Raw genomic sequence first — 26,931 nt, 5'->3', positions numbered from 1 at the left:
CGGTGGCGCCACGACCGCTCGGTGTCGGGGGTGCTCGCTACCGTGGACCCATGCAGATCGGGGCACACGTCCGGGACGCCGAGGATCCGCTCGCCGCGGCCGAGGAGGTCGGGGCGGAGGTCGTCCAGCTCTTCCTGTCCGACCCGCAGGGCTGGAAGAAGCCGCCGGAGCACCCGCGGGCGGCCGAGCTGGCCGCGTCCGACGTCGCCGTGGTCGTCCACTCGCCGTACGTGGTGAACGTGGCGTCGCCGAACAACCGGATCCGCATCCCGTCGCGCAAGATCGTCCAGCAGCACCTGGCGGGTGCCGCGCAGGTCGGCGCGTTCGGGCTGGTCGTGCACGGCGGCCACGTGACCTCCGGCGACGACCCGGCCGCCGGGGTGGACAACTGGCGCAAGTTCGTGGAGCGCCAGGCGGGCGAGCACGGCTTCGACGTGCCGGTGCTGATCGAGAACACCGCGGGCGGCGAGCACGCCATGGCCCGCCGGTTCGACGCGCTGGCCCGGCTCTGGGACGCCGTCGGCGAGTTCGGCGTCGGGTTCTGCCTGGACACCTGCCACGCGTTCGCCGGCGGCGAGGAGCTCGCCGGGATCGTCGAGCGGGCGCGGGCGATCACCGGCCGGATCGACCTGATCCATCTGAACAACTCACGTGACGGGTTCGACTCGGCCCGCGACCGGCATGCCAACATCGACGCCGGGACGATCCCGCCGGACGAGCTGGCCGCCGTCGTCGCCGAGGCGGGGGCACCGGTGGTCGTCGAGACCCCGGCCGACGGCCAGGCCCGCGACATCGCCTACCTCCGCGAACAGGTCGGGAAGTAGCTACTTCCAGGCGAACACCGGCTGCTCCAGGTGCGCCACCCGGGTCGGGCGTCCCTGCAGGACGACCTCCCGGAACTGGTGCAGCACCGCGCCGGTCGGGGCGTGCACGTAGCGGCCGAGCAGCGGCACCTGGATCACCGGGGCGTCGGACTCGGGGATGGTCAGGAACCGCGGCTCGTGGTCGATCTCGGCCAGCGGCAGCCGGTGCAGCTCGGCGACCTCGTCCGGGTTCGGCTCCGGCTCGCCCGCGTCGCCTGCCCACAGCACGATCGGGGTGATCACGTAGCCGGAGCGGGTGGGGTAGTCGTCGAGCAGGCCCAGCACCCGGTCCGGGCCGAGGTCGAGTCCCACCTCCTCGGAGACCTCCCGGCGGCCGGCCTGCTCGGCGGTCTCACCGGCATCGATCCGCCCGCCCGGCAGTGCCCACTGGCCCGAGTGGGCGCGCAGCGACGCGGCCCGCCGGGTGAGCAGGAAGCCGAGTTCGTCGGCGAGCGGCCCGTCCCCGGTCGCCCCGGACAGCGGCACCAGCGTCATCGTCACCGCGGCCGCACGTCTCCCGGCCCGTTCGGCGTCGTCGGCGACGCGCCGCTGCTCCGGCGGGAGCACCCGCAGGGCCTGCTCGACCCGCTCCCGCAGCCGCGCCGCGGGCGTCGCCGGGGTCACGAGCCGACCCCCGCGCGGACGGCCCCCGCGGAGCGGGGACCGCGCGGACGCGGCCAGACCGGCTCCGGGTCCTGTCCGGGCACCGGGTCGCGGCGCAGGATCTGCCGGACCACGAGGACGCACAGCGCGACGACGACCGCGTCGCGCACCAGCGCCGTGACCAGGAACGGCCCGGGTGGCAGCCCCTTGTTCCCGACGCCGAGGTACTGGTACATCCGCGGCACCCAGACCAGCGCGTCGACGGCCATCCAGGCGAGCAGGGTGCGCCAGCGGGGGATCGCCAGCACTGCCAGCGGCACCAGCCACAGCGAGTACTGCGGGCTCCACACCTTGTTGAACAGCAGGAACGCCGCCACGGTCAGGAAGGCGAGCTCGGCGACGGCCGGCGGGCGCGGGGCCCGCAGCGCGAGCCAGCCGATCCCGGCGAACGCGACGAGCGTCAGCACCGCGACGACGGTGTTCAGCACGACCGGTACCTGCCCGTCGTCGAGCGGGCCGTCGAAGCCGGACCAGCCGGTGAACCAGCTCAGCGCGTACCAGATCGAGTCCGGGTCGGCGAGCCGAGTGGAGTTGAGCCGGAAGAACTCCGACCAGCCCCGCGGCCAGGCCAGCGCGACGGGCAGGTTCACCACCGCGCAGGTGAGCAGGGCCGCGCCGATCGTGCGGGCGGCCCGTACGAGACCGCCGTCGGACCTGCGGCGCCACCCGACGAGCAGCACCGGCAGCAGGATCAGCAGCGGGTAGAGCTTGGCCGCCGCGCCGATGCCCAGCAGGGCCCCGGCGAGCAGCGTCCGGTCCCGGCGCAGCGCGAGCAGGCCGCCGGTGGCCAGGGCGACGGTGATCGCGTCGAAGTTGGTGAACGCGTGCACCAGTGCCAGCGGGGACAGCGCGACCAGCGCGGCGTCCCACGGCCGTTCGGGGCGCAGCATCAGCACCGCCCACACGACCGTCAGCCAGGCCGCGGCCAGCCAGAACGCGGTGATGTCGAAGTAGACGACCACGTCGAGCCCGCCCGGCAGCGGCGAGTGCTCGGCCAGCCACAGCCATCCCTCGGTCAGCTGCGCGTTGGTCCACTGGAAGAACCCGGTGACGACCGGGTACTCCATGTAGCGCTCGGTCGTGCTGCCGTCCGAGGCGGTGTCGGTCCAGGCGTCGCGGTAGGGGAGCCCGCCGTCGGCGAGGCCCTCCAGGCCGTAGAGCGGGACGGTGTCGGAGTAGCACATCGCGACGTACTGACGGTCCTCCCGCCAGTCCAGCGCGAGCGTCCCGTCGGGGGTCCGGTACTGCTGCAGGCAGGCCGCCTTGCCCAGCCAGGACAGCGCCAGCACGACGACGGCGAGCAGCAGCACCACGCGCAGCGGTGTCCACCAGCGGGACCGACCGACCAGCGCGTGCCGCCCGAGCGGCCCGCCGACGACGCGGCTCGCGGCCCGGGCGAGAGGCTCGGTCCACGTGGGGACCGCTCGCTCACCGGTCCCGGGACGGGGGTCCGTCACGCCGGGGCGGTCCGCTCCGGTCGGCGCGGTCACCGCCCGCCGTCACCGCCACCGTTCGGGTTCCCGCCGCCACGGTCACCGCCGCCGTTCGGGTTTCCCCCGTTGCCACCACCGGGGCCGCCGCCGGCCGCATCGCGGTTGGTCGTGTTCGGGCGGCCCTCGCCGCCGCCGTCGCCACCGTTGCCGCCGTCGTTCCCGCCGCCACCGTTGTCGCCGCCGTTGTCCCCGCCACCGTTGTCGCCGCCGTTGTCGCCACCGTCGTTGCCGCCGTTGTCGCCACCGCCGTTGTCGCCGTTGTTCCCGTTGCCGCCACCGCCGTTGTCGCCGTTGTCACCGCCGCCGTCGTTGCCGCCGTTGCCACCGCCGCCGTTGCCGCCACCGTTGTCGCCGCCGCGGTTGTTGCCGTCGCCGCCGTTGCCGTCGCGGTCGCCGCCGTTGCCACGGTCGCCGCCGTTCCCGCCGTCGCCCTGGCCGCGGTCCCCGCCGTTGCCGGAATCGCCGCCCTGCTGCGGATCCGTACTCGGCTGCGTCGAGGGCTCCTGCTGGCCGGTGCCCTGGCTCTCGCCGGTGGAGGTCTGCTGCGGGGGCGCCTGGCCCACCGGCTCGTAGTCGGAGAACTTCTCGACGGGCGTGCCGTCCAGGACGTCGTCCATGTAGGACTTCCAGATCGACCCCGGGAGCATCCGGCCGTAGATCGGTCGTCCCGCGGAGGTCTTGATGGGGCTGTTGTCGTCGGTGCCGACCCACACCGCGGTGGAGACCGACGGGGTGTAGCCGACGGTCCAGGCGTCGTTGTTCTGGCCCTCGGTGGAGCTCTGCACGGTGCCGGTCTTCGCCGCGACCGGGCGCCCGCCGGAGAGCGCGATCCGCGACGAGCTCGCGACGTCGGTCATCGACTCGGTGACGTTGCGCGCGACCTTCGGGTCCATGACCTGCTCGCCGTCGCCGGGGTTGCCGCGGTCGAACAGCACGCGACCGTCTGCGGTGGTCACCTTCTGGACCAGGAACGGGTCGTGCCGGACACCGTCGGCGGCGAACGTCGCGTACGCCGACGCCATGTCGGCCGGGTGGACCTCGCGGTCACCCAGCGAGATGCCGCCGGTCGGGTTGGGCAGCAGGTCCGCGGGGATGCCGGCCTGGTGCGCGGCCTCGGCGACCTTCGGCGGACCGACGTCGAGACCCATCTTATAGAAGACCGTGTTGATCGACTTGGTCATGGCCTCCTTGACCGAGCAGCTGCCGCAGCTCAGGCCCTCGGAGTTCGTGATCTTCGTGCCGGCGAGCATCTGCGGCGACGACCCGTCGTAGGTCGTTCCGAGCCCGATCGGCGGGTTCCCCTGCAGTGCCGCGGCCAGCACGAACGGCTTGAACGACGACCCGGGCTGCTTGAGCACGGCCGCGTAGTCCAGGCCGACGCCGTTGTCCCCGCCGTAGTAGGCGCGGGTCGCGCCGGTCCTCGGGTCGATCGAGACCAGCGACGAGCGCAGCTGTCCCGGCTGGCTCTCCATGATCTGCTTGACCGAGTTCTCGGCCTCCTCCTGGGCCTTCGGGTCGATCGTCGTGACCACCGTCAGACCGAGGGTGTTGATCTCGTTCTCGGAGATCCCCAACCGCTCCAGCTCGGCCCGTGCGGCGTGGTAGACGTGCCCCTTGTCGTCGCCGGGGATACCGCTGCCGCCCTGGTCGCCTGCCGTCTGCTTGAACCGCGGGAACTGCTGCTTCGCGCGGTCGGCCGGGGTCATCCAGCGCTGGGCGACCATGCCGTCGAGCACGAAGTTCCAGCGCTTCTTCGACGTCTGCAGGTCCTTGGCCGGGTCCCACCGGGACGGCGACTGGATCAGCCCCGCGATGACCGCGCCCTCGGACGGGGTCAGGTCCGCCGCGTTCTTGCCGAAGTACGCCTGCGCCGCGGCCTGGATGCCGTAGGCCCCGCGACCGAGGTAGATCGAGTTCAGGTAGTTGTTGAGGATCTGGTCCTTGGTCATCTCCTTGGAGATCTTCGCAGCCAGGACGACCTCGCGGAACTTGCGGAACAGCGAGTGCTGGTCCTCACCGGTGGTCACCTTGATGTACTGCTGGGTGATCGTCGAGCCGCCGCCGGAACCGCCGCGCAGCTGGTTGAGCACGGCACGGCCGATACCGCCGACGTCGAAGCCGGGGTTGGACTCGAAGGAGCGGTCCTCCGCCGACAGCACGGCCTGCCGCACGTGCATCGGGACCTGGTCGAGCGGGATGCTGATCCGGTTCACGTTGTCCGGCCGGACCGTCGCGAGCGGCGAGCCGTCGGCGTAGTCGAACGTGGCGACCTGGCTGACCCGGACGTCCTCGGCGCTGGGCACGGTGAACACGACCCAGCCGATCGCGACCGCGAGCAGCGGGCCGAGCACGGCGAGCGCGACCAGCCACAACAGCGCCTTGCCGATCTTCCGCCCGCGGCCGGAGCGCTTCCGGCCACCGCCACCGGAGCCGCCGTCGCCCGAGCCACCGGAGCCACCGTCCCCGCGGTCCGGCGGGCCGGGTGGCCCGCCGGGGGCGGGTCGCGGCGCGGGCCGGGGCGGCGACGCGGCCGCGGCCGGCTCGTGGGTGATCAGCTGCGGCGGCGCGGGCGGCGGGCCGCCACGCCCCTGCTGCGGGGCTGGCGGACGCGGGCCACCTCCCTGCGGCGGGTTGCCCGGCCGCGGGCCCGGGCGCCCGGGTCCGCCGGGCGGCGGGGGTCCGGGCCGGACGGCGCCGCCGGGGGGCGGGCCGGGGTGCGGGGCGTGGCGCCGGGGGTCTCGCTCGTCGTTCACCGGGAGGCTCCGTGGGGGTCTCTGGTCGGGCGGGCCCACCGCGTCACGGGACGGGGTGCCCGGTGCTGCGGGATCGCGGCTGTGGGGAGCCGGCCGGGCGGGGACGCCGGCCGGGGGTCGAGCGGGGTCACCGACGATCAGCCACCGGCGCTCCGGCGGCCCGGCCTGCGACGTGCGGAACGCCCCGTTCCCAGGACGTACGACCGCACCAGGTGGTTCCATCCACAGCCCCGGCACACCTCGACGACGTGCACCGTGAACTCCGGGTGGGTCTCGGCCAGCGCGGCGATCTCGGGTTCGGGCCGGGCGGACCCGGAGACGTGGCGCAGGCTCTCGCCGAACACCCACGACACGTGCACCAGGTGCTCGCGCTCGCAGATCGGGCAGTCGTCCCGGGTCGCGACGCCGTGGAAGCGGGCGGCCCGCAGCAGGTAGGCGCCCGCGTCGCAGGCCTCCTCGAGACCGACGCGGCCGTCGCGCACCGACGCCAGCTGCGCACGGCGCTGCAGGGCGTAGTCCACCACCTGTCGCGGGCTGAGCACCCGTCCAGGGTACGCGCGGTGTGCGCCGGTGGGGCCCGTCGGTCGGAGGGTCCACCCGACGGCGCGACCGCTTCGTCCCAGGTCGCAGCCGGTGTCCGGGTGTGTTCCCGCTGTGAGCACGATCATCCGCGGAGCGCACCTCCGGAACGGGCGGATACTCTCGACGGTCGGGCCCGCGACGGAGCTGCGCGGCGACGGCGGCGGTGAGCGGGTGTCATCCACGGCCCCGCCTGCGGGATCCGGGTGGCTGCCGCCGTGCGCGGCACGACGGAACGGCCCCGGATCCGCCGGTGCAACGACAGACGAGACAGACAACAGGAGGAGCCTGCGATGAGTCAGGTTCGGGTCGCGGTCGTCGGCGTGGGCAACTGCGCCGCGTCGCTGGTGCAGGGTGTCCACTACTACGCCGACGCGGATCCGTCGACGCGGGTCCCGGGGCTGATGCACGTCGACTTCGGCGGCTACCACGTCGGTGACGTCACCTTCGTCGCCGCGTTCGACGTGGACGCCAAGAAGGTCGGGCAGGACCTCTCCGAGGCCATCTCGGCGAGCGAGAACAACACCATCAAGATCGCGGACGTGCCGCCGCTCGGCGTCACCGTGCAGCGCGGCCCGACCCTCGACGGGCTGGGCCGCTTCTACCGCGACACGATCACCGAGGCCGACGGCGAGCCGGTCGACGTCGCGCAGGCGCTGCGCGACGCCGAGGCCGACGTGCTGGTGTCCTACCTGCCGGTGGGCAGCGAGGACGCCGACCGCTTCTACGCCCAGGCCGCGATCGACGCCGGCGTCGCGTTCGTCAACGCGCTGCCCGTCTTCATCGCCTCCGACCCCGAGTGGGCCGAGAAGTTCCGCGCCGCGGGCGTCCCGATCGTCGGCGACGACATCAAGTCCCAGGTCGGTGCGACGATCACGCACCGCGTCCTGGCGAAGCTGTTCGAGGACCGCGGCGTGCAGCTCGACCGCACGATGCAGCTCAACGTGGGCGGGAACATGGACTTCCTGAACATGAAGGAGCTCGAGCGGCTCGAGTCGAAGAAGGTCTCCAAGACCCAGGCGGTCACCTCCCAGGTCGACCGGGACATGGGCAAGGGCAACGTCCACATCGGCCCGTCGGACTACGTCGCGTGGCTCGACGACCGCAAGTGGGCCTACGTGCGCCTCGAGGGCCGCGCGTTCGGTGACGTCCCGCTGAACCTGGAGTACAAGCTCGAGGTCTGGGACTCCCCGAACTCGGCCGGGATCATCATCGACGCCGTCCGCGCCGCGAAGATCGCGAAGGACCGCGGCATCGGCGGCCCGCTGCTGTCGGCGTCGAGCTACTTCATGAAGTCCCCGCCGGAGCAGTACCGCGACTCCGAGGCCTACGACCGGGTCGAGTCCTTCATCCAGGGCGAGATCGAGAACTGAACCGTTCCTTCCGGTAACACCCGCTCGGCGACCCGGCCGGTGATCGCGCAGGTCACGGCCGGGTCGTCGCGTTTCCGGATGCGGAAGTTTCTGATCCGGAACGGTCTCGGAATTGTTCGTGAGCGCCGTCATCACTATTTTGTGTCGTGCGTCATTTATCTACCTGATATCTGTTCGTAACGTGGTTGTCGGCCTCGCGCGACCGGCACCCACCAGAGGGCGGACGGGCGTGAGGTCACCGCCGGGCGACGACGCGGGCGGGCTGCAGGCCACCTGTTCGTCGTCCCGGCGAGCAGCTCCCCGGTCTCCCCGCCCCCACGGTCTTCCGGTGGTGCTACCCCCGAGGAACTCCCCGTGCCCCAGCGAACCACCGCTCCGGCGCTCCGCGCCGCCGTCGCCGCCACCACGGCCACCGCGGCCGCCGTCCTGTCCCTGCTGCCGGCCACCGGCTCCCAGGACACGGACAACACCCCCACCGCCGACGCCGCCGGGGCCACCGCCCCGGGCGCAGGCACCGTGACCCGGGACGTGGCCCCCGCCGCGTTCGCCACGCCCCAGCAGCCGATCGCCCAGAACCCGGCGGCGCTGCACGCCGCGTCCGCTGCGAAGGCCGCCGCTGCGGCCACCGCGATCCGCAGCTCCGCGCTGGACACCGCGAAGGCCCAGATCGGCAAGCCCTACAGCTGGGGTGCCTCCGGTCCGAGCGCCTTCGACTGCTCCGGGCTCGTGCAGTACGCGTTCAGCAAGGCCGGCCGCGACGTGCCGCGCACCAGCAGCGCGCAGGCGAGTGCAGGCACCGCGGTCTCGAAGTCCGCGCTGCAGCCCGGTGACCTGGTGTTCTTCTACACCCCGGTCAGCCACGTCGGCATCTACACCGGCAACGGCAAGGTCGTGCACGCCAGCACCAGCGGCCAGCCGGTGAAGACCTCGTCGATCGACGCGATGCCGTTCAACTCCGCGCGCCGCCTCTGAGCCAGGTCTCCCGACCGGCCACCGGCCCCGCCTCCCGCACCCCCGTGCGTGGGAGGCGGGGCCGCTCGCGGCTCGCGTAGGTTCTGCGTCCATGACCTCGCCCCGCCGCCCCGTCGCCCTCGTCACCGGTGCCTCCCAGGGCATCGGCGCCGCCGTCGCCCGCCTGCTCGCCCCGCGCTACGACCTGGTCATCGGCGGGCGCGACGAGAAGCGGCTCGACGACGTGCGCGACGAGCTGCGCGCGGCGGGCCCGGTCGAGGTGACGACCATGCCGGTCGAGCTGACCGACGACGAGGCCCTGGCCGCCGCAGTGCCCGACCTGCCCCGGCTGGACGTGCTCGTGCACTCCGCGGGCGTCACCGACCTCGGCACGATCGCCGAGGTCCCGGCCGCGACCTGGCGCCACGAGTTCGACGTCAACGTCGTCGCGGTCGCCGAGACCACCCGGCTGCTGCTCCCGGCCCTGCGCGCCGCAGGCGCCGACGGCGGGGCCGACGTCGTGCTGATCAACTCCGGGGCCGGGCTGAACGTCCGCCCCGGCTGGGGCGCCTACGCGGCCAGCAAGTTCGCGCTGCGCGCGTTCGGCGACGCGCTGCGCGCCGAGGAGTCCGGCAACGGCATCCGAGTCACATCGGTGCACCCGGGCCGGACCGACACGGTGATGCAGCAGGGCGTCGTCGAGCACGAGATGAGCGCAGGCGGAACGAGCATCGGCTCAGTGGGCGGGGTCTACGACGGCTCGAAGTTCCTGCGCCCGGAGTCGGTCGCCGCCGCGGTGCTGGCCGCGGTCACCGCGACCCCGGACGCGCACCTCACCGAGATCGTGGTCCGCCCGCAGGGCTGAGGACCGGGTCCGGGGTCGCGACGGCCTCGGAACGCAGCACCTCCAGCGCCGCGCGCACCGGCGGTGTCCCGGCGACGGCGTCGCGGACCACGGCCAGGATCGTGCGCACCGGGGTGGGACGGACGATCGGCACCGCGCACAGCCCCGTCGGCAGCGACACCGCGCCCAGCTCGGGAAGCACCGTCAGCCCGAGCCCGGCGGCGACGAACGCCAGCGCCGTCGGGTAGTCGTGCGCCTCGACGCCGAACGGCGGGCTGAACCCGGCCGCGGTGCACGCCTCGACCAGGTTGCGCCGGCACCAGCCGCGGGCGAAGTCGTTGTCCACCCACAGCTCGCCGGCCAGCTCGGCGAGCTCGACCTCCTCGCGCCCGGCGAACCGGTGCCCGGCGGGGAGCACCGCGACGTAGGGGTCGTCGCGCAGGTGGTGGGCGGTGAACCCGGCGCCGGGCACGTAGTCCGGGCGCTCGACGGCGACCTGCAGGTCCACCCGCTCGGCCGGGTCGTCGGGCAGCCACTCCAGCAGCGACATCCGCAACCGCAGCCCGGGGAACTCGCCGGTCAGCCGGGCCACGACCGCGGGCAGCCACGCCGCACCGACCGAGGCGAAGTAGCCCACGGTCAGCGATCCGGCACGGCCCGCCCGCAGGTCCGCGACGACGGTCTCGGCCTCGGTGAGCCGCAGCAGGATCGCGTCGGCCTGCTCGGCCAGCGCCAGCCCGGCCGCGGTCGGCCGCAGCCCGCGACCGGCCCGCTCGAACAGGGTCAGCCCGGTCTCGCGGGCGAGCGCGGTGAGGTGCTGGCTGACCGCGGACGGGGTGAACCCGAGGTTCACCGCGGCCGCCGCGACCGAGCCACTGGCGACGACGGAGCGGAACACGCGCAGCCGGTGGGTGTCGAGCACGCCACGACCGTACAGCGGGACTGAACGGTCCGGTAGGAGAAACCGCTGGTGCTGAAGCTTTCGCGGTTCCACGCTGATCACATGACCGCCGTCGCCGCGCCCGTGCCGTCCCTGCGTTCCGTGCCGATGCCCGTGCTCGCCGCGGTCGTGACGGTGGTGCTGTGGGCGTCGGCGTTCGTCGGGATCCGGGCGGCCGGGCACGACTACCCGGCCGGTGCCCTGGCGCTGGGCCGGCTGCTGGCCGCGTCGGCGGTGCTGACGGTGGTCGTCGGGGTCCGCGCGGCCCGGGGCAGGGCGCCCCGGTTGCCCCGCGGACGGGTGCTCACCGGGATCGTGGCCTGGGGTGCGGCCTGGTTCGGGCTCTACAACCTCGCGCTCAACTCCGCCGAGCGCCACCTCGACGCCGGTACGACGTCGTTGCTGGTCAACGTGGCACCGGTGCTCGTCGCGGTGCTCGCCGGGCTGCTGCTGGGGGAGGGCTTCCCACGACGCCTGGTGGCCGGGATCGGGGTCGCGCTCGCCGGCGTCGTCCTGATCACGACGGCGACGTCGGCCGGTCGCGCCGACACCGCGGGTGTGCTGCTCGGGCTGGCCGCGGCGGTGCTCTACGCCTCCAGCGCCGTCGGGCAGAAGCGGCTGCTGCGCCACGTCGACCCGCTGACCGCGACCTGGCTGGGCTGCCTCGCCGGCACCGTCGTCGCGCTGCCGTTCGCCCCGCAGCTGCTCACCGCCGCGGCGGCCGCACCGGCGTCGTCGACGGTCACCATGGTCTATCTGGGCGTGTTCCCGACCGCCGTCGCGTTCCTGGCCTGGGGCTACGCCCTGTCACACACCAGCGCCGGCCGGCTCGCCGCCACCACGTACGCGATCCCCGCGCTGGTCGTGGCGCTGTCCTGGCTGCTGCTCGCCGAGGTCCCGCTGCCGCTCGCCCTCGCCGGGGGCGCGCTGTGCCTGGCCGGGGTCGGGGTGGCGACCGCACCGCTCCCGTCGCGTACATCGTCCGTACGACGGATCCCCGGCGCCTGAGTCCGGTCTACCCTCGGGTCCCATGGGGGCGGGGGAGCAGGATCCCGGACTGGTCCGGGTCTCGGACGCCGAACGCGCCGAGGTCGCGGAGCGGCTGCGCGTCGCGCAGGACGAGGGACGGCTGACACTGATCGAGTACGACGAACGGCTGAAACGGGCCTACGCCGCGACCGTCCGCAACGAGCTGGAGCAGGTCGTCGAGGACCTGCCGGTGCGGCCGAAGGCCGCCGCCGTCGCCCCGGCCGACGGTGCCGAACCGGCGGAGACCGGGAAGCGCAGCCACCTCGACGAGTGGCGGAGCTGGGCCGGGACCGCGGTCGTGCTGAGCACGATCTGGCTGGTCACCGGCCTGGCGGGCGACGACGGGTTCTCCTTCTTCTGGCCGGTGATCCCGCTCGGGATCTGGGCCGCGGTGATCGTCGCGAACCTGTTCTGGCGGGACCGCGACTGACCCCGGTGGGGTGGCGCGACGGTCAGAAGAAGTCGCCGCCCCCGCCCCAGTCCTGGTCGTTGCCCCAGTCGCCGCCGCCCCAGTCGCCGCCGCCCCAGTCGCCACCGAACAGGCCGTGGTCGCCGCCGTCGATGCCACCCGGGTCACCGTCGAAGCCGGGCCCACCGTCGCCACCGCCGTCGAACCCGCCGCCGGCGTCGGCCATGCCGTCGTGCAGGCCCTCGGCGTAGGCGGCGTTCTCCGCGCCGTCCATCCCGGAGAACAACGACGAGAACAGCAGCGCCGACCCGACACCCCACGCTCCACCGATCAGCGCGGGCTTCCACCACGGTTCGGAGTACCAGCCGCGCGGCACCGGGCGGCCCGCGACCGTCCCGCCGGGGTAGTAGTGACTGTTCCGGTCGGTCGGGTTCGGCGAGGCGCCGTACTGGTGGCCGTCGACCTCGACCTCACGGTTCTCGGTGACCGCACCGGCCTGCTGCTGCCCGGGCAGCGGCGGGAGCTCGGGGCCGGGGTCGAGCCCCATCGCCGTACGGGCGGCGCGGACGTAGTACAGGCCCTCGTACGCCGTCTCGGTCACCTGCCGGCACTGCTCGGGCGTCGACGCCTGCTCCATCTGCGAGCCGGCCGCGGTGTAGCGCTCGGACGCGTCCGCGAGCGCCTGCTTCGACGCCTCGTCGGTGCCGGTGAGGTTGTAGACCTGCCCGCCGAGCCGCTCGACCCAGCGGCGCGCGTCGGCCTTGGCGTTCTCCAGCTCCGCGGCCTTCTGCGCGTTCCGGCCGCGCACCAGCCAGACGATCGCGGCGATCACCGCGACCACGACGATCAGCGTCACTACCGTGCTCATGTCGTACCTCCCGCCGATCCAACGTGGCCGGAGCCCCCGGCGTTCCCCGGGGGCTCCGATCGGCACACAGTGTTCACCGGGACTCAGCGCACGGTCCCGATTCCGGCGCTCAGCGCACGATGTTCACCAGGCGGCCCGGCACCACGATGACCTTCTTCGGCTCGGCCCCCTCCAGCGCCGCGACGATCTTCTCGTCGGCCAGCGCCGCGGCCTTGATGTCGTCCTGGCCTGCGTCGGCGGGGACGGTGACCCGCGAGCGGACCTTGCCGTTGACCTGGATCGGGAACTCGACGGTGTCCGCGACCAGGAACCGCTCGTCGGCCTCGGGGAACGGGGCGTAGGCCAGCGTCTCGTCGTGGCCCAGCTTCTGCCACAGCTCCTCGGCGATGTGCGGGGCCAGCGGCGCCATCATCAGCACCAGCGACTCGGCGACCTCGCGCTCCACCGGCGCCCCGCGCTTGGTCAGCGCGTTGTTCAGCTCGATCAGCTTCGCGGCGGCGGTGTTGTAGTGCAGCGCCGGGTAGTCCTCGCGGACACCGGCGATCGCCTTGTGCAGCGCGCGGGTGATGTCCTCGGGCGCCTCGCCGTCGACGACGGTGACCTCACCGGTGTTCTCGTCGACCAGGTTGCGCCACACCCGCTGCAGGAACCGCTGCGGCCCGACGACGTCGCGGGTCGACCAGGGCCGGGACGCGTCCATCGGGCCGGTGTACATCTCGTACAGCCGGAACGTGTCCGCGCCGTAGCGGTCGCACATCTCGTCCGGCGTCACCACGTTCTTCAGCGACTTGCCCATCTTCCCGTACTCCTGGGTGACGGGCTCGCCGTTCCACGTGAAACCAGCCGGGCCGCCGTCCCCCCCAGCCGTCTCCACGACCTCCTCCGCCGGCACGTACATGCCGCGGGAGTCGGTGTAGGCCCAGGCCTGGATGTAGCCCTGGTTGAACAGCTTCCGGAACGGCTCCTCGCTGGTCACGTGGCCCAGGTCGTACAGGACCTTGTGCCAGAACCGGGAGTACAGCAGGTGCAGCACCGCGTGCTCGACGCCGCCGACGTACAGGTCGACCCCGCCCGGGTCCTGCGGCGAGCGCTCCAGGTCCTTGCCGACCCAGTACTCCTCGGCCGCCTTCGAGACGAACCGCTCGGTGTTCTCCGGGTCCAGGTAGCGCAGGTAGTACCAGCACGACCCGGCCCACTGCGGCATCGTGTTCGTCTCGCGGCGGTAGACCTTCGGGCCGTCGCCCAGGTCCAGCTCGACGTTCACCCAGTCGGTCGCCCGGGACAGCGGCGGCTCCGGCTCGGTGTTCGCGTCGTCGGCGTCGTAGGTCTTCGGCGCGTAGTCGTCGACCTCCGGCAGGACGACGGGCAGCTGGTCTTCGGGCAGCGCGATCGGGCCGTGCTCGTCCCACACGATCGGGAACGGCTCACCCCAGTAGCGCTGCCGGGAGAACAGCCAGTCGCGCAGCTTGTACTGGACGACGCCCTCGCCGTCGCCGCGCTCGGCCAGCCAGTCGATGATCACGCGCTTCGCCTCGTCGACGCCCAGCCCGTCCAGGCTGATCTCCGGGTTCGACGAGTTGATCGCCGGTCCGTCGCCGGTGTACGCCTCGCCGTCGAAGCCCTCCGACGGCTGCACCGTCCGCACGATCGGCAGGCCGAACGCGGTCGCGAAGTCCCAGTCGCGCTGGTCCTGGCCGGGCACCGCCATGATCGCGCCGGTGCCGTAGCCCATCAGCACGTAGTCGGCGACGAACACCGGGATGTCCTGGCCGTTCACCGGGTTCGTGGCGTACGCACCGGTGAACACGCCGGTCTTCTTCTTGTTCTCCTGCCGCTCCAGCTCGGAACGGCGGGCGGCCTCGGTGCGGTAGGCGTCGACGGCCTCCGCCGGCGTCGGGGCGCCACCGGTCCAGCGCTCGTCGGTGCCCTCCGGCCAGACCGCCGGGGTGATCGCGTCGACCAGCGGGTGCTCGGGCGCCAGCACCATGTAGGTGGCACCGAACAGCGTGTCCGGACGGGTCGTGAACACCTCGATCGGGTCCGCACCGGCGACGCCGAACCGGACCTGCGCACCCTCGGAACGACCGATCCAGTTGCGCTGCATGGACTTGACCGAATCGGGCCACTCGACGCGGTCCAGGTCGTCGGCCAGCCGGTCGGCGTAGGCGGTGATCCGCATCATCCACTGCTTCAGGTTGCGGCGGAAGACGGGGTAGTTGCCGCGCTCGGAGCGTCCCTCGGGGGTGACCTCCTCGTTCGCCAGCACCGTGCCCAGGCCGGGGCACCAGTTCACCGGGGCCTCGGAGATGTAGGCCAGGCGGTGGCCGTCGATCAGGCTGCGGCGCTCGGCCTCGGACAGCTCGGCGTACGGACGTCCGTCGGGCGTCGGGCGGGTGCCGTCCTCGAACTCGGAGCACAGCTCGGAGATGGGGCGGGCGCGGCCGGCGTCGGTGTCGTACCAGGACTCGAAGATCTCCCGGAAGATCCACTGGGTCCAGCGGTAGAACTCGATGTCGGTCGTCGACACCGAGCGGCGCGGATCGTGGGCCAGGCCCAGCTGGCGCAGCTGCTCGCGGTACCGGGCGATGTTGGCCTCGGTGGTGGTGCGCGGGTGCGTGCCGGTCTGGACGGCGTACTGCTCGGCGGGCAGGCCGAACGCGTCGAACCCCATGGGGTGCAGCACGTTGTGCCCGGTCATGCGCAGGTACCGGCCCAGCACGTCGGTGCCGATGAAGCCCAGCGGGTGCCCGACGTGCAGCCCCGATCCCGACGGGTACGGGAACATGTCCATCAGGTAGTACTTCGGCTTCTCCGAGCCGGGCTCACCCGGGTTGGGCGCGTGGAAGGTCTCCTCGCGCTCCCACAGGTCCTGCCACTTGCGCTCGATCCGCGTCGCCATCTCGGCGTCGTAGCGGTAGGCCGGACGGTCCGCCCGCTGCTCGGTGGCGGTACTGGTCTCGGTGCTCATGTCCGTTTCACCTCGGGAAACCTGTCGCGACGGCCCGTGTCGGGGCCCGGAACACGCTGCGACCCCTCGCACCCGTGAAGGCAGGAGGGGTCGTCGCCGCGCCGGTGGGATCTGCTGCCGGGGGCTGCGATCACCGTGGCGCGGCGCCGGGAAGTCGGCGGATCGGCCGCCGCCGGGCCGTGCACATGGCTCCAGGGTAGCCGGGGCGGGAGGTCCGGTTCCGCCGGGTTCTACCCTGGTCACGTGCCTCCCACGCTGCGCCTGGTGCTCGCCGTCCTGCTCGTGCTGGCCGGTGCGGTACTCGTCGTGCTCGCCCTGCTCGGTGCGACCGGCAGGCTTCCCCGCAACCGCTACGCCGGGGTGCGGACTACCGCGAGCCTGCGCACCCAGGACGCGTGGATCGTCGCCAACCGGATCGCCGCCGCGCCGATGGGCGCCGCCGCGGCCGCCGGGTTGGCCGGGGGCGCGGCCCTGTTCCTCGCCCGCGACGGCCTCACCGCCTGGGTGCTGGCGGTCCTGTCCGCGGTCGGCACCGTCGTGCTGGCCGGGATCGGCGGGGCACTCGGAGCGCGCGCGGCGGAGCTGACCGTCGCCGCCGACGTCGTGGAGCAGCAGCCGGCGCCGGTGTGCGGCGGGGTGTGCTCGGGCTGCGACCTGGTCGCCGGGTGCCGTGACGCCACCGGCACCACGCCCGGGACGAGCTGAGTTCCGTACGGACGTACGCCCGGTGCGCGTCGCGCGTCCGTCCCGGCCGGGGACGCCGCCCGTCGCGACACCTCATCGGCTGAGACGTTCACGGACGGACATCCGTACAGCGCACGCCGCGTCACCACCCGGCCGTGGATCCATACACCGGAATGCGTCAGCAGCTGAGGTACTTCGCGGATGGACGTACGTACAACATCCGGTTCGTCGGCGCCGACATCGGCCTCGCGCGGATGTGTACATACGTATGAACAATCATCGAAGAGTGCCCCACCTGCGGCGACGCGCTACACGTTCGTATGAACGGCTCAGTTGCGCGCGGGGTCCAGCGGGTACGTGGCCAGCAGTGCCAGCGGGGTCCCCTGCCGGCGCAGCACCCGCTCCCAGAGCCGGTCGCCGTCGGTGGTGATCAGGTCGTCGGGCAGGCCCGGCACGACGTACCAGTCCCCACGGGCGATCTCGCCGGCCAGCTGGTCGGCCTCCCACCCCGAGTAGCCGGTGAAGATCCGCAGGCCGCGCAGCCGCGGCGCCAGCACGGCCGGGTCGGAGTCGAGATCGACGAGCTGCACCGGCGGCCGTACCGGCATCAGGCCCGGCAGCTCGGTGGACTGACCGGTGCGCAACGCGGCCAGGCAGATCGCGGTGCCGTGTTCCACCGGGCCGCCGACGAACGTCGTACCGGGGTCGCTGGCGAGACCGGCCCACTCGGGCAGGACGTCGCGGACGGCGGTGGCCCCCGGGCGGTTCAGCACCACACCGAGGCTGCCGTGCGGGCGGTGTTCGATCATGTAGACGACCGTCCGTACGAAGTTCGGGTCGCCCAGGCCGGGTGCGGCTACGAGCAGGCTCCCCGGGGTGACCGGGGGGATGTCGGCGCCTCGCGCGGCGCGGTGTTCCCGCACGAGCCCATCGTCGCACCCCCACCGAGGGCGCGGACCGGGTACCCGCCCGCCGGCGCCGGGCACGGTGCCACACGTCCGTCCTACACGGACGTGTGAATCCGCTACAGGTTCTCGGCCGCCCACTCACGCAGCGCGGCCTCGGCCCGCTCCTCGCCGAGCGGGCCCTCCTCCATGCGCAGCGCCAGCAGGTGCTTGTAGGCCTTCCCGACGGCCGGGCCCGGCCCGATCCCGAGCAGCTCCATGATCCGGTTGCCGTCGAGGTCCGGGCGGATGGAGTCGAGCTCCTCCTGCTCCCGCAGGGCCGCGATGCGCTCCTCCAGGCCGTCGTAGTTGCGCTGCAGCGCCGCGGCCCGCCTGCGGTTGCGGGTCGTGCAGTCCGACCGCACGAGCTTGTGCAGCCGGTCCAGCAGCGGGCCGGCGTCGGCGACGTAGCGGCGCACCGCGGAATCGGTCCACTCGCCCTTGCCGTAGCCGTGGAAGCGCAGGTGCAGGTAGACGAGCTGGCAGACGTCGTCGATCACGGCCTTGGGGTACTTCAGTGCGCGCAGCCGCTTGCGCGCCATCTTGGCGCCGACCACCTCGTGGTGGTGGAAGCTGACGCGCCCGTCCGGCTCCTTGCGCCGCGTCGCGGGCTTGCCGATGTCGTGCAGCAGCGTGGCCAGGCGCAGGACCAGGTCCGGGCCGTCCTCCTCGCGCTCGATCGCCTGCTCCATGACGACGAGCGAGTGCGTGTAGACGTCCTTGTGCTGCATGTGCTCGTCGGTCTCGAGCTGCATGCCCGGGATCTCGGGCACGAACTGAGCCGCCAGCCCGGTGTCGCACAACAGCTCCAGGCCGCGCCGCGGGTGGTCGCCGAGCATCAGCTTGGAGAACTCGGCCTGCACCCGCTCCGCGGTGATCCGCTGCAGCTGCCCGGCCATCTCCCGCATCGCGACACCGACGCGCTCGGACGGGGTGAAGCCCAGCTGGGACACGAACCGGGCGGCGCGCAGCATCCGCAGCGGGTCGTCGTCGAACGAACGCTCGGGCAGGTCCGGGGTGTCCAGGATCCCCTGGGCGAGCGCGGCGAACCCGCCGTGCGGGTCGACGAACCGGCGCTGCGGCCCGGTGAGCTCGACGGCCATCGCGTTGACGGTGAAGTCGCGGCGGACCAGATCGCCCTCGACGGAGTCGCCGAAGCGGACCTCGGGGTTGCGGGACGTGCCGTCGTAGGTGTCGGCGCGGAAGGTGGTGACCTCAAGGATGAACCCGGCCCGGCGAAGCCCGACGGTGCCGAAGGCGATCCCGGTGTCCCACACGGCGTCCGCCCACCCGTGGACGGCGGCGAGAATCTCCTCGGGGCGCGCGTCGGTGGTGAAGTCGAGGTCGCCGGAGTCGCGGTCGGAGGCGCCGGTGCCGCGCAGCAGCGCGTCGCGGACGCTGCCGCCGACCAGGAACAGGGTGTGGCCGCGCTCGGCGAACCGGGCGGCGAGGTCGCCGGCGACGGCCGGGACGTCGAGCATCTCGAGCACGGCGTTCTCCTGTGTGCGCTGCAGCTCCGCCGGTTCCGGCGCATCACCCGGCGCCGGCGGGACGCTCGTCCTGGAGTCCGATGCCGGGGACGACGCCGACGACACGGACAGCGGGGACACGGAGCGCGAGGACACGACCGGCCAGTGTAGGGAACACGCCCGGGCCCGGTGCAGCCTCGGGTACCTCATCCGGCACCGTCCGGCCACGTTCCCCCGGATGTCGATCTTCCCGACCGGCTCGTCACCGCCCCGGAACGCCACCTCCTCGTTACCATCGCCACATGTCCACCTCCCGCGGTCGCTCGTCCGCCGGTCGAGGCGCGGGGCACGGACGACGCGCGGCGCGGTCTCCGGACCGGCGCCGCCGGCTCCGGACGGTGGACGAGACGTCGGCCGGTGGCCTCGTCGTCGATCCGCGGACCGGCGAGGCCGCGCTGATCGGCCGGCTCGACCGGCGCGGACGGCTGCTCTGGTCGCTGCCCAAGGGCCACATCGAGCCCGGTGAGACGGCCGAGCAGGCGGCGGTGCGCGAGGTCCAGGAGGAGACCGGCATCATCGGCGAGGTGCTGGCACCCCTGGGCACCATCGACTTCTGGTTCGTCGCCGAGGACCGGCGCGTCCACAAGACCGTGCACCACTACCTGATGCGCGCGCTCGGCGGCGAGCTGTCCGACGAGGACGTGGAGGTCTCCGAGGTCGCGTGGGTCCCGCTCGGCGACCTCGAGGGCCGCCTCGCCTACGCCGACGAGCGACGCCTGGTCCGGCAGGCGGCGAACCTGCTGGAGGAGACGGCGTGAGCCGGGTCGCGGCCCTGGCCGCGATCGCGCTGGCCGCTCTGGTGGCCGCTCCCGGCGCCGGCACGACTCCCGGACACGGCACGGCCCCCGACGCGGCGCACGCGGCACCCGCCCGGATCGCCTCCTCGGTCACCGCACCGGCCCAGCAGGCGGGTTCCCCGGCCCGCATCGACGTCGACGCGATGACCCCGCGGGTGGTGACCGGCTCCGGACCGGCCGAGCTCGTCGTCTCCGGCACCGTCACGAACACCGGCGACACCCCGCTCGACCAGCTCTCCGTCCGTGTCCAGCGGGGACCGCTGCTGTCCGGAGAGCCCGCGCTGCGGACGGCACTCGCCGGGGACGCCGCCACCGACGACGCCACCCCCGCCTTCACCGATCTCGGCCCGCTGGCCCCCGGGGCCTCGACGCCGTTCCGCTACAGCGTCCCGCTGGCCGGGGCCCCGGCCGCGTCGCTGGCGCTGCCGGGGCCGGGCACCTACCCGCTGCTGCTGAACCTCAACGGGGCCGCAGGCGGCGGGCCGCCCTCCCGGCTGGCGTCGGTCCGGACCCTGCTTCCGGTGTCCTCGGTGCCCGGCGCGCCTGCGCCGCCGCGCCCACCGGCCGCCACCCCGGTGTCGATGCTCTACCCGATCACCGACGCACCGCGGCGGATCCCGCCGGTGCCGGGGCAGCCCACCGTCCTGACCGACGACTCGCTGGCCGCGTCGTTCGCCCCCGGGGGGCGGCTGCGGGGCCTGGTCGGCGCGCTCGAGAGCCAGGCGCCCGCGGGCTCGCCGGTCCGGGCGTCGGTGTGTCTGGCCGTCGACCCGGAGCTGGTCGCCACCGCGCAGGCCATGAGCGGTGGCTACCAGGTGCAGTCCGGGCCGGACGGGGCCACGGTGCCCGGCACCGGCGCCGACGCCGCACGCACCTGGCTCGACGACCTCTCCGGCGCCGCCCGCGGCGGCTGCCTGGTCGCCCTCCCGCCTGCCGACGCCGACCTGGTCGCGCTGGTCCGTGGCGGCCAGGCCGACCTCGCCCGGACCGTGCTGACCCAGGGCCGTACCGCGCTGTCCTCCGCGCTGGACACGACGGTGCAGAACGACCTGGTCTGGCCGGTCGACGGCGTCCTCGACGAGCCGACGCTCACCGCGCTCGGCGGCGGCACCCGCCTCGCCCTGTCCTCCGACGGCGTCGGCGGCGGCACCGGTGGCCGGGCGTCGGGGGTGGTGCGGCTCGGCGACAGGCGCGACGGCCGCGGCCCGGACCGGGCGGTGCTGACCGACCCGCTGCTCACCGAGGCCGCCACCGGGCCGACCGGGCCGGAGCTGCAGGGGTCCCCGGCCGGGGCGCTGGCCGGGCAGGACCTGAGCGGGGCACTGGCGTTCCGGGCGTCCCGGTCGCGCGCGACCCCGGCGGCCCCGCTGGTGGTGGCCCCGCCGCACGGCTGGACCGCCGACGGCGACGCCGCCACCGGGGTGCTGAGCTCACTGGCCGCATTGATCGGCGAGGGCCGGATCGCCCCGGCCGGCCTCGCCGGGATCGCGACCGGTTCGGCCCCGCCTGCCGACGGCGCCCCGGCCGGGGACGACTCCGACGACGCGGTCCGGCTCTTCTACCCGCCCCAGGCCGGCGGGGCGGAGATCCCGGACACCGCCGTGCAGACGGTCGCGGGACAGGTCCGGGCACTGGAGAGCCTGCGCGCGGCGGCCGAGAGCCGCACCGGGGTCGGCGCCACCCCGGCCGAGGTCTTCGACCCGCTGGTCCGCGGCACGATGCGCGGGGTCTCCTCGGCCTGGCGGGGCGACCCGGCGCGCGCCGGGCGGGAGGTCGACGTCGTCGCCGACCGGGTGGAGCAGATCCGCAGCTCGGTACGGGTGCTCGAGCCGCCGAGCCCGTACTCGCTGGGGACCTCGGACGCGCCGCTGCTGATCACCGTGGCGAACGGGCTGCCGGTCACGATGAACGTCCGTGTCGTGCTCGCGGCCACCAGCGGGCTGCGCGTCGACCCGATCGAGGTGCAGGCGGTGCCACCGTTGGGCCGGGTCCAGGTCCGGGTCAACGCCCAGGTGACCCGGGCCGGCCAGTTCAGCGTCGACGCCGGGCTGCGGACCCCGGACGGCGCCGAGCTCGGGCCGGACACCCGGCTCCGGGTCCGCTCGACGGTCTACGGGACGGTCACGGTGTGGCTGACCGCCGTCGCGGGCGCGGTGCTGGTGGTGCTGGTGGTACGCCGGATCGTGCGCAGGCTGCGTCCCGGCGGCCGCTGACCACGGGCGCGCACGGCGCGGGACACGCGCGGGATGAGAAGGGTCACCTTGCTCGTTCGTCCCCTGAACTTGACCGCTCGTCGCACCCCGGGTGCACCTGGGCGAACGCGGTCGATGTTTCCGGAGTCGTCCGGGGTGCAGCGAGCGATGACATCACCGAACGATTGCGACCGGTCGCTCGAGGAGGCCGGGAACGCCGTACGTGTCGTACGCTGAGTCCGATGTGACGTCAGCTCAGGGGGAGGGCGAGGCCGTTGAACGGGCAGACCGACCAACGTGCTGCCCGTGTCGACGGTCGTCCCGATGACTCCGGGGAGGCCCGTCCGATCCACCCGGGTGACGACGACGGCGGCCCCGCCACGCTGGAGCAGCCGGCCGTCGACCGGCCGGACGGCGCCGCACCGGCGCCCCGGGCCCACACCACGAACCGCAAGCCGTCCCCGCACAAGCGCGACCAGGACGGCCGCGATCAGAGCCCGCGGGACGCGGGCTCCCGGGAGCAGGCCCCCCGGGAACAGGGCGCCGGTGACCAGGGCGGCCGCACGGCCGCCGTCCCCGCGCAGGCCCGGTCCACCGACCGCATCCCCGCTGCCCGCGACGCCGTCGGCACCACCGCCGGATCCCAGGTCACCGACCGCTACGTGCTCCGCCAGCGGATCGGGTCCGACCCGGCCGCCGGTGCCGAGTTCTGGCGCGCGGAGGACACGGTGCTCCGCCGTCCGGTGGGCATCACGCTGCTCCGGCGGCTGCCCGCCGATGACCGTTCGGACGACCCCGAGGGCGCCGCGCGCGCCGGCGAGATGGTCGTGCGCGCCCTGCGCTCGGGCTGCTTCGAGCACCCCGGCAGCGCCCGGCTGCTCGACGTACTGGCCCCCGGCACGCACGGGCTGCCCGAGGACGTGCTGGGCGCGTCGGTCGCCGAGTGGGTGCCCGGCCGGTCGCTCGCCGAGGCCGTCGCCGAGGGCCCGGTCCGGGCGCAGCGCGCCGCGAAGGCCGTCGAGACCCTCGCCTCGGCCGCGACCGAGGCGCACCAGCAGGGCCTGGTGCTCGGCTGCGACCACCCGCAGCGGATCCGGATCACCCCGGACGGCCGCGCGATGCTGGCGTTCCTGCTGCCCCGTCCGTCGGTGACCGCCGCCGACGACGTCCGCGGGCTCGGCGCCGTCCTGTACTGCCTGCTGACCCGCCGCTGGCCGCTGTCGGTGGCCGACGCCGCGCGGGCCGGTCTCGTCGCCGCCGAGCGGACCCCTGCCGGGAAGCTGCGGCCGCCGTCGGCGCTGCGCCCTGGCGTCCCGGTGGAGCTGGACACGCTGTGCACCGGCGCGCTCGGCCAGGGCGAGGGGATCGGCCGCGTGCACACCGCCGCAGCGATGCACCGGATGCTCGGCGACGTCGTCGCCACCGACGCCGACCAGGCGTTCTTCCCGCCGGTGCGGGACGGTGCGCCCGCCGAGCCGGACGACGTCTGGCAGGACTTCGGCGCCGACACCCGCGACGACCCGCGGCGGCGGCGCAACCTCCGCATCGGGCTGTCGGTGCTGGCCGTGGCCGTGGTGCTCGTCCTGGGCTGGGCGAGCATCCAGATCGGTTCGCTGCTCGGCGCGGGTGGGTCCAGTGGGCCGCCGGTCGTCGTCCCGACGCCCGCGGCGTCGGCCCCCGCCCAGCCGGCGCAGCCCGGTCCGGCACCCGCGCAGGCGGCGGGTACCCCGGTCGTGCCGTCCTCGGTCGAGGCCTACGACCCGAGCGGGGACCCGGACAACCCCGGTCAGGCCTCGCGTGCGATCGACGGCAACCCGTCGACGGCGTGGAAGACACAGGAGTACAAGCAGCAGTTCCCGGCGCTGAAGCCCGGCGTCGGTCTGATGGCCTCGTTCGACGCCGCGCAGCCGATCAACCGGCTGACGATCACGTCGTCGAGCCCGGGCACGGTCGTCGAGGTCCGGACCGCGCCGACGGCGGACGCCCCGTTCGAGGCGACGACCCCGGTGAACCGGGTGACCCTGCGCAGCGGCGAGACCACGGTCCCGCTGGACACCGCGCAGCCGACCCAGCACGTGCTGCTGTGGATCACCAAGCTCGGCGGGGGCGGCTCGGACAACGCCAGCGACATCAGCGAGGTCACCTTCCAGCGGACGGTCCAGTAGCCATCCGTTCGCACCTGCGAACGCCCGGTCCCGACCGGGCCCGGTGAGCCGCCGTACCCGCCTACGGTGCGCCGGTGACCAGCACCGACCGCATCTCGCTCCCCGCGCCGGGGAGCACCGGGGAGCCGGGCCCGCCGCCGGACCTCGACGCGGCGTTCCGCCGGCACGCCGACCGGCTCTGGGCCGTGGCGCTGCGGATGCTCGGTGACCCGGCCGAGGCCGAGGACGCCGTCCAGGAGACCTTCCTCGCCGCTCTCCGCTCGCCCGGGTTCCGCGGCGATGCCGACCCCGGCACCTGGCTGCACCGGATCCTGGTCAACACCTGCCTGGACCGGATCCGTTCGGCGGCACGCCGGCGGGCCCGGCTCTCCGCCGTCGTCCCGGACGCCGGGCACGACCCGGTCCGGGAGATCCCCGGCCGGCTGGCCCTCACCGACGCGCTCACCCATCTCCCCGGGGAGCTACGGGCCGCGGTGGTGCTGGTCGACGTCCTGGACACGGGGGTCGCGGACGCCGCCGCGATCCTCGGCATCGCCCCGGCGACGGTGAAGGGCCGCTGCCGTCGCGGACGGCTGCGGCTGGTCGAGCTGCTCGGACCCCTGCAGGAGGACGCGTGAACGACACCGGGAGCCCCGCGCCGGACCACCCGGAGCACGACCGTCCGGGGTGCGACCGTCCGGGGTGCGAACGTTCGGAGCAGGAGGCCGCGGCGCTGCTGCGGGCGCTGGGCGCCCCTCCGATGCCCGGCGACGTCGCGGCCCGCATCCGCGCGACGCTCGGCGCCGAGACCGCACGGCAGCCCGGCCCCCCGATCCCGGTGGCCGAACCCCGCAGCGACCCGCTCCGGGCCCCGCACGGCGCCCGTGGCACGCACGGCACCGGCTGTGTCCCCGAGGTGCGGAGCACCCGTGCCCCTGCGGTGTCGAGCTCCCGCGCCCCCGCGGTGCGGAGCTCTCGCGCCGCCGCGCCGGGCACCGGGCGCCGTACAGGAGCCCGGCCCGCCGCCCGCGGGCCGCGGCGCGGGCCGGGTACGCGGCGCGTCCTGCGGGCCGGGGGCGCGCTGCTCGCCGTGGCGGCCGCAGCCGTCGCGGTCGCCCTGCCGCTGCTCGACCGGCCCGCACCCGGCCCGGCCCCGGTCGGCGACACCGCACCGCTGCACCCCGGCCACGCCCCGGCGCGGCCCGGCGGGACCGGCTCCCCGGCGCCCTGACACCGCATCGGCAGCACGCCGGTACCGCGACCGTGGCCCACCCGTGACCCGCACCGCGTTCGGGACGGCCCGGGGCGGGGAATGCCCCCGACTAGGATCGCGTTCAGCCAGAGGCCAAGTAAGTACGCGGGGTCCGGCAGGTCCGGCCGCCCGCAGGCGTAGTCAGCACGCGCCCGGGGCCCGGGCGTGCCAGGAGGGATCGGTACCGGTGACCACCGACGACACGGTGCACAACCTGATCATCATCGGGTCCGGCCCGGCCGGATACACCGCTGCGGTGTACGCCGCGCGGGCCCAGCTCGCCCCGCTCGTGTTCGAGGGCAGCCAGTTCGGCGGCGCCCTGATGACCACGACCGAGGTCGAGAACTACCCCGGCTTCACCGACGGGATCATGGGTCCCGAGCTCATGCAGCAGATGCGCGGCCAGGCGCAGCGCTTCGGCGCCGACCTGCGCGCCAAGGACGTCGACGAGGTGAAGCTCGACGGCGACGTCAAGGAGGTCCGGGTCGGGAAGGAGACCCTCCGCGCCCGGGCCGTCGTCCTCGCCACCGGTGCGGCGCCGCGCTACCTGCACGTCCCAGGTGAGCAGGAGCTGCTCGGCCGCGGCGTCAGCTCCTGCGCGACCTGCGACGGGTTCTTCTTCCGCGACCAGAACATCGCCGTGATCGGCGGCGGCGACTCGGCGATGGAGGAGGCCACGTTCCTCACCCGCTTCGCCGAGACCGTCACGATCATCCACCGGCGCGACGAGTTCCGGGCCTCGAAGATCATGTACGAGCGCGCGGTGAACGACCCGAAGATGCGCTGGCGCACCAACGCCGAGGTCACCGAGGTGACCGGCGAGGGCTCGGTGAAGCAGCTGCAGCTGCGCGACACCGTCACCGGCGAGACGAGCTCGCTCGACGTCACCGGGATGTTCGTCGCGATCGGCCACGACCCGCGCAGCGCGTTGTTCGCAGGCCAGGTCGACACCGACGACGAGGGCTACGTGCAGACGGACGGACGTTCCACCTACACGAACGTGCCCGGCGTCTTCGCCTGCGGCGACCTGGTCGACCACACCTACCGCCAGGCGATCACCGCCGCCGGCTCCGGCTGCGCGGCCGCGATCGACGCCGAGCGCTGGCTCGCCGGGCACGAGGTGTCCGCCGAGCTCGCCGGCGGCGGCTACGGCGACGCCCCGTCGGCCGAGGTCGCCGAAGCGGCCCACTGACGCACCCGACCGCAGTTCAGACGTTCGTCCCAGACGCCCGTCACAGACCTACGTACGACATCCGAGGAGATCATCATGGCCAACACCGTCGACGTCACCAGCAGTTCGTTCGACCAGGACGTCCTGAAGAGCGACAAGCCCGTCCTGGTCGACTTCTGGGCCACCTGGTGCGGCCCGTGCAAGATGGTCGCCCCCGTGCTCGACGAGATCGCCGGTGAGAACTCCGAGAAGCTCACCGTCGCCAAGCTCGACATCGACGCCAACCCGGAGGTCGCCCGCGACTACCAGGTCATGTCGGTGCCGACCATGATCCTGTTCGCCGGGGGCAAGCCGGTGAAGCAGATCGTGGGCGCCAAGCCGAAGGCCGCGCTGCTCGCAGACCTGTCCGACCACATCTGACCCGATCGGGGCCGCGGGCACGGCCCCGGACGAGTGCGCCTGTAGCGCACCGAGATCACGCTGCG

Annotated in this window: 23 protein-coding genes; 14 read left to right on the top strand and 9 right to left on the bottom strand. The window is 73.9% G+C overall.

The features are described from left to right. The first annotated feature begins 50 nt into the window (after positions 1 to 50). Positions 51 to 824, top strand: coding sequence for a deoxyribonuclease IV (locus ACLE50_RS00115; RefSeq protein WP_410941249.1), 774 nt, complete (start codon positions 51 to 53; stop codon positions 822 to 824). Here the strand turns inward: ACLE50_RS00115 and ACLE50_RS00110 are convergent, their stop codons facing one another. The 4 genes from ACLE50_RS00110 to ACLE50_RS00095 form a co-directional block, all read right to left on the bottom strand. Further along, on the bottom strand, positions 825 to 1,487 hold the full coding sequence (locus tag ACLE50_RS00110) for an NUDIX hydrolase (protein ID WP_410941248.1): 663 nt from the start codon (positions 1,485 to 1,487) through the stop codon (positions 825 to 827). Beyond that, positions 1,484 to 2,983 carry a glycosyltransferase family 87 protein gene (locus ACLE50_RS00105; RefSeq protein WP_410941247.1) on the bottom strand — a complete coding sequence of 500 codons (1,500 nt, stop codon included), beginning with the start codon at positions 2,981 to 2,983 and terminating at the stop codon, positions 1,484 to 1,486. Before ACLE50_RS00105 ends, ACLE50_RS00110 begins: the two co-directional genes overlap by 4 nt. A gap of 29 nt (positions 2,984 to 3,012) precedes the next feature. Further along, the gene (locus ACLE50_RS00100) at positions 3,013 to 5,772 is read right to left on the bottom strand and encodes a transglycosylase domain-containing protein (RefSeq protein WP_410941246.1); all 2,760 of its coding nucleotides are present in this window, start codon (positions 5,770 to 5,772) and stop codon (positions 3,013 to 3,015) included. Positions 5,773 to 5,909: 137 nt separating this feature from the next. Then, positions 5,910 to 6,314: a DUF5318 family protein gene (locus ACLE50_RS00095; RefSeq protein WP_410941245.1), complete on the bottom strand. Its 405-nt coding sequence runs from the start codon at positions 6,312 to 6,314 to the stop codon at positions 5,910 to 5,912. Positions 6,315 to 6,644: 330 nt separating this feature from the next. On the opposite strand from ACLE50_RS00095, the gene ACLE50_RS00090 reads away from it, so the two are divergent. The 3 genes from ACLE50_RS00090 to ACLE50_RS00080 all read left to right on the top strand — a co-directional run bounded on the left by ACLE50_RS00090 (position 6,645) and on the right by ACLE50_RS00080 (position 9,540). Continuing rightward, positions 6,645 to 7,724: an inositol-3-phosphate synthase gene (locus ACLE50_RS00090; protein WP_410941244.1), complete on the top strand. Its 1,080-nt coding sequence runs from the start codon at positions 6,645 to 6,647 to the stop codon at positions 7,722 to 7,724. Between the two features lie 354 nt (positions 7,725 to 8,078). Further along, complete coding sequence (locus ACLE50_RS00085) at positions 8,079 to 8,696, top strand: C40 family peptidase (RefSeq protein ID WP_410941243.1); 618 nt, start codon at positions 8,079 to 8,081, stop codon at positions 8,694 to 8,696. 91 nt (positions 8,697 to 8,787) lie between these two features. Further along, a complete protein-coding gene (locus ACLE50_RS00080) occupies positions 8,788 to 9,540 on the top strand; it encodes an SDR family oxidoreductase (RefSeq protein WP_410941242.1) in 753 nt (250 codons plus the stop codon). Here ACLE50_RS00080 and ACLE50_RS00075 read toward each other — a convergent pair. Next, complete coding sequence (locus ACLE50_RS00075) at positions 9,509 to 10,441, bottom strand: LysR substrate-binding domain-containing protein (protein WP_410941241.1); 933 nt, start codon at positions 10,439 to 10,441, stop codon at positions 9,509 to 9,511. The two genes, ACLE50_RS00080 and ACLE50_RS00075, sit on opposite strands and share 32 nt — an antisense overlap. 81 nt (positions 10,442 to 10,522) lie before the next feature. Here ACLE50_RS00075 and ACLE50_RS00070 point away from each other — a divergent pair, with 81 nt between their 5' ends. Together ACLE50_RS00070 and ACLE50_RS00065 are read left to right on the top strand one after the other, a co-directional pair. After that, a complete protein-coding gene (locus ACLE50_RS00070; protein WP_410941240.1) occupies positions 10,523 to 11,467 on the top strand; it encodes a DMT family transporter in 945 nt (314 codons plus the stop codon). Between the two features lie 22 nt (positions 11,468 to 11,489). After that, complete coding sequence (locus ACLE50_RS00065) at positions 11,490 to 11,918, top strand: DUF1707 SHOCT-like domain-containing protein (protein WP_410941239.1); 429 nt, start codon at positions 11,490 to 11,492, stop codon at positions 11,916 to 11,918. A 22-nt stretch (positions 11,919 to 11,940) separates the two neighbouring features. Here the strand turns inward: ACLE50_RS00065 and ACLE50_RS00060 are convergent, their stop codons facing one another. Beyond that, positions 11,941 to 12,765: a hypothetical protein gene (locus ACLE50_RS00060; RefSeq protein WP_410941238.1), complete on the bottom strand. Its 825-nt coding sequence runs from the start codon at positions 12,763 to 12,765 to the stop codon at positions 11,941 to 11,943. 109 nt (positions 12,766 to 12,874) lie between these two features. Next, on the bottom strand, positions 12,875 to 15,733 hold the full coding sequence (gene leuS, locus ACLE50_RS00055) for a leucine--tRNA ligase (protein WP_410941237.1): 2,859 nt from the start codon (positions 15,731 to 15,733) through the stop codon (positions 12,875 to 12,877). Between the two features lie 243 nt (positions 15,734 to 15,976). Here leuS and ACLE50_RS00050 point away from each other — a divergent pair, with 243 nt between their 5' ends. Further along, positions 15,977 to 16,438 (top strand): SdpI family protein, encoded by a 462-nt coding sequence (locus ACLE50_RS00050; protein ID WP_410941236.1) that lies wholly within the window; start codon positions 15,977 to 15,979, stop codon positions 16,436 to 16,438. Between the two features lie 308 nt (positions 16,439 to 16,746). On the opposite strand, the gene ACLE50_RS00045 is transcribed toward ACLE50_RS00050, so the two are convergent. Then, positions 16,747 to 17,340, bottom strand: coding sequence for a YqgE/AlgH family protein (locus ACLE50_RS00045; RefSeq protein ID WP_410941235.1), 594 nt, complete (start codon positions 17,338 to 17,340; stop codon positions 16,747 to 16,749). Between the two features lie 101 nt (positions 17,341 to 17,441). After that, positions 17,442 to 18,842 (bottom strand): CCA tRNA nucleotidyltransferase, encoded by a 1,401-nt coding sequence (locus ACLE50_RS00040; protein ID WP_410942220.1) that lies wholly within the window; start codon positions 18,840 to 18,842, stop codon positions 17,442 to 17,444. 290 nt (positions 18,843 to 19,132) lie between these two features. Here ACLE50_RS00040 and ACLE50_RS00035 point away from each other — a divergent pair, with 290 nt between their 5' ends. The 7 genes from ACLE50_RS00035 (at position 19,133) to trxA (ending at position 26,866) form a co-directional block, all read left to right on the top strand. Continuing rightward, positions 19,133 to 19,648: an NUDIX hydrolase gene (locus ACLE50_RS00035; RefSeq protein ID WP_410941234.1), complete on the top strand. Its 516-nt coding sequence runs from the start codon at positions 19,133 to 19,135 to the stop codon at positions 19,646 to 19,648. Further along, positions 19,645 to 21,900, top strand: a complete 2,256-nt coding sequence (locus ACLE50_RS00030) for a DUF6049 family protein (protein ID WP_410941233.1) — start codon at positions 19,645 to 19,647, stop codon at positions 21,898 to 21,900. Before ACLE50_RS00035 ends, ACLE50_RS00030 begins: the two co-directional genes overlap by 4 nt. 254 nt (positions 21,901 to 22,154) lie before the next feature. Further along, positions 22,155 to 24,044: a protein kinase family protein gene (locus ACLE50_RS00025; protein ID WP_410941232.1), complete on the top strand. Its 1,890-nt coding sequence runs from the start codon at positions 22,155 to 22,157 to the stop codon at positions 24,042 to 24,044. Positions 24,045 to 24,118: 74 nt separating this feature from the next. Next, entirely contained in the window at positions 24,119 to 24,661 is a 543-nt protein-coding gene (locus tag ACLE50_RS00020; protein WP_410941231.1) for a sigma-70 family RNA polymerase sigma factor, read from the top strand. After that, positions 24,658 to 25,254, top strand: a complete 597-nt coding sequence (locus ACLE50_RS00015) for a hypothetical protein (protein ID WP_410941230.1) — start codon at positions 24,658 to 24,660, stop codon at positions 25,252 to 25,254. Before ACLE50_RS00020 ends, ACLE50_RS00015 begins: the two co-directional genes overlap by 4 nt. A gap of 208 nt (positions 25,255 to 25,462) precedes the next feature. Then, positions 25,463 to 26,467, top strand: a complete 1,005-nt coding sequence (gene trxB, locus ACLE50_RS00010; protein ID WP_410941229.1) for a thioredoxin-disulfide reductase — start codon at positions 25,463 to 25,465, stop codon at positions 26,465 to 26,467. A gap of 75 nt (positions 26,468 to 26,542) precedes the next feature. Next, positions 26,543 to 26,866: a thioredoxin gene (gene trxA, locus ACLE50_RS00005; protein WP_410941228.1), complete on the top strand. Its 324-nt coding sequence runs from the start codon at positions 26,543 to 26,545 to the stop codon at positions 26,864 to 26,866. Positions 26,867 to 26,931: the final 65 nt, after the last annotated feature.

Origin of the sequence: Pseudonocardia phyllosphaerae (assembly GCF_046546475.1) — a bacterium.
In the GTDB taxonomy this organism is placed as follows: Bacteria; Actinomycetota; Actinomycetes; order Mycobacteriales; family Pseudonocardiaceae; genus Pseudonocardia; species Pseudonocardia phyllosphaerae.
Note: the sequence above shows the minus strand (reverse complement) of the source record. Positions and strands in the feature narration are given on the sequence as shown.

What these genes read in the sequence shown, in the direction of transcription:
- ACLE50_RS00115 (WP_410941249.1), top strand. Translation starts at nt 51, where the DNA reads ATGCAGATCGGGGCACACGTCCGGGACGCCGAGGATCCGCTCGCCGCG.
- ACLE50_RS00090 (WP_410941244.1), top strand. Translation starts at nt 6,645, where the DNA reads ATGAGTCAGGTTCGGGTCGCGGTCGTCGGCGTGGGCAACTGCGCCGCG.
- ACLE50_RS00080 (WP_410941242.1), top strand. Translation starts at nt 8,788, where the DNA reads ATGACCTCGCCCCGCCGCCCCGTCGCCCTCGTCACCGGTGCCTCCCAG.
- ACLE50_RS00070 (WP_410941240.1), top strand. Translation starts at nt 10,523, where the DNA reads ATGACCGCCGTCGCCGCGCCCGTGCCGTCCCTGCGTTCCGTGCCGATG.
- ACLE50_RS00065 (WP_410941239.1), top strand. Translation starts at nt 11,490, where the DNA reads ATGGGGGCGGGGGAGCAGGATCCCGGACTGGTCCGGGTCTCGGACGCC.
- ACLE50_RS00060 (WP_410941238.1), bottom strand. Translation starts at nt 12,765, where the DNA reads ATGAGCACGGTAGTGACGCTGATCGTCGTGGTCGCGGTGATCGCCGCG.
- leuS (WP_410941237.1), bottom strand. Translation starts at nt 15,733, where the DNA reads ATGAGCACCGAGACCAGTACCGCCACCGAGCAGCGGGCGGACCGTCCG.
- ACLE50_RS00040 (WP_410942220.1), bottom strand. Translation starts at nt 18,842, where the DNA reads ATGCTCGACGTCCCGGCCGTCGCCGGCGACCTCGCCGCCCGGTTCGCC.
- ACLE50_RS00035 (WP_410941234.1), top strand. Translation starts at nt 19,133, where the DNA reads ATGTCCACCTCCCGCGGTCGCTCGTCCGCCGGTCGAGGCGCGGGGCAC.
- trxA (WP_410941228.1), top strand. Translation starts at nt 26,543, where the DNA reads ATGGCCAACACCGTCGACGTCACCAGCAGTTCGTTCGACCAGGACGTC.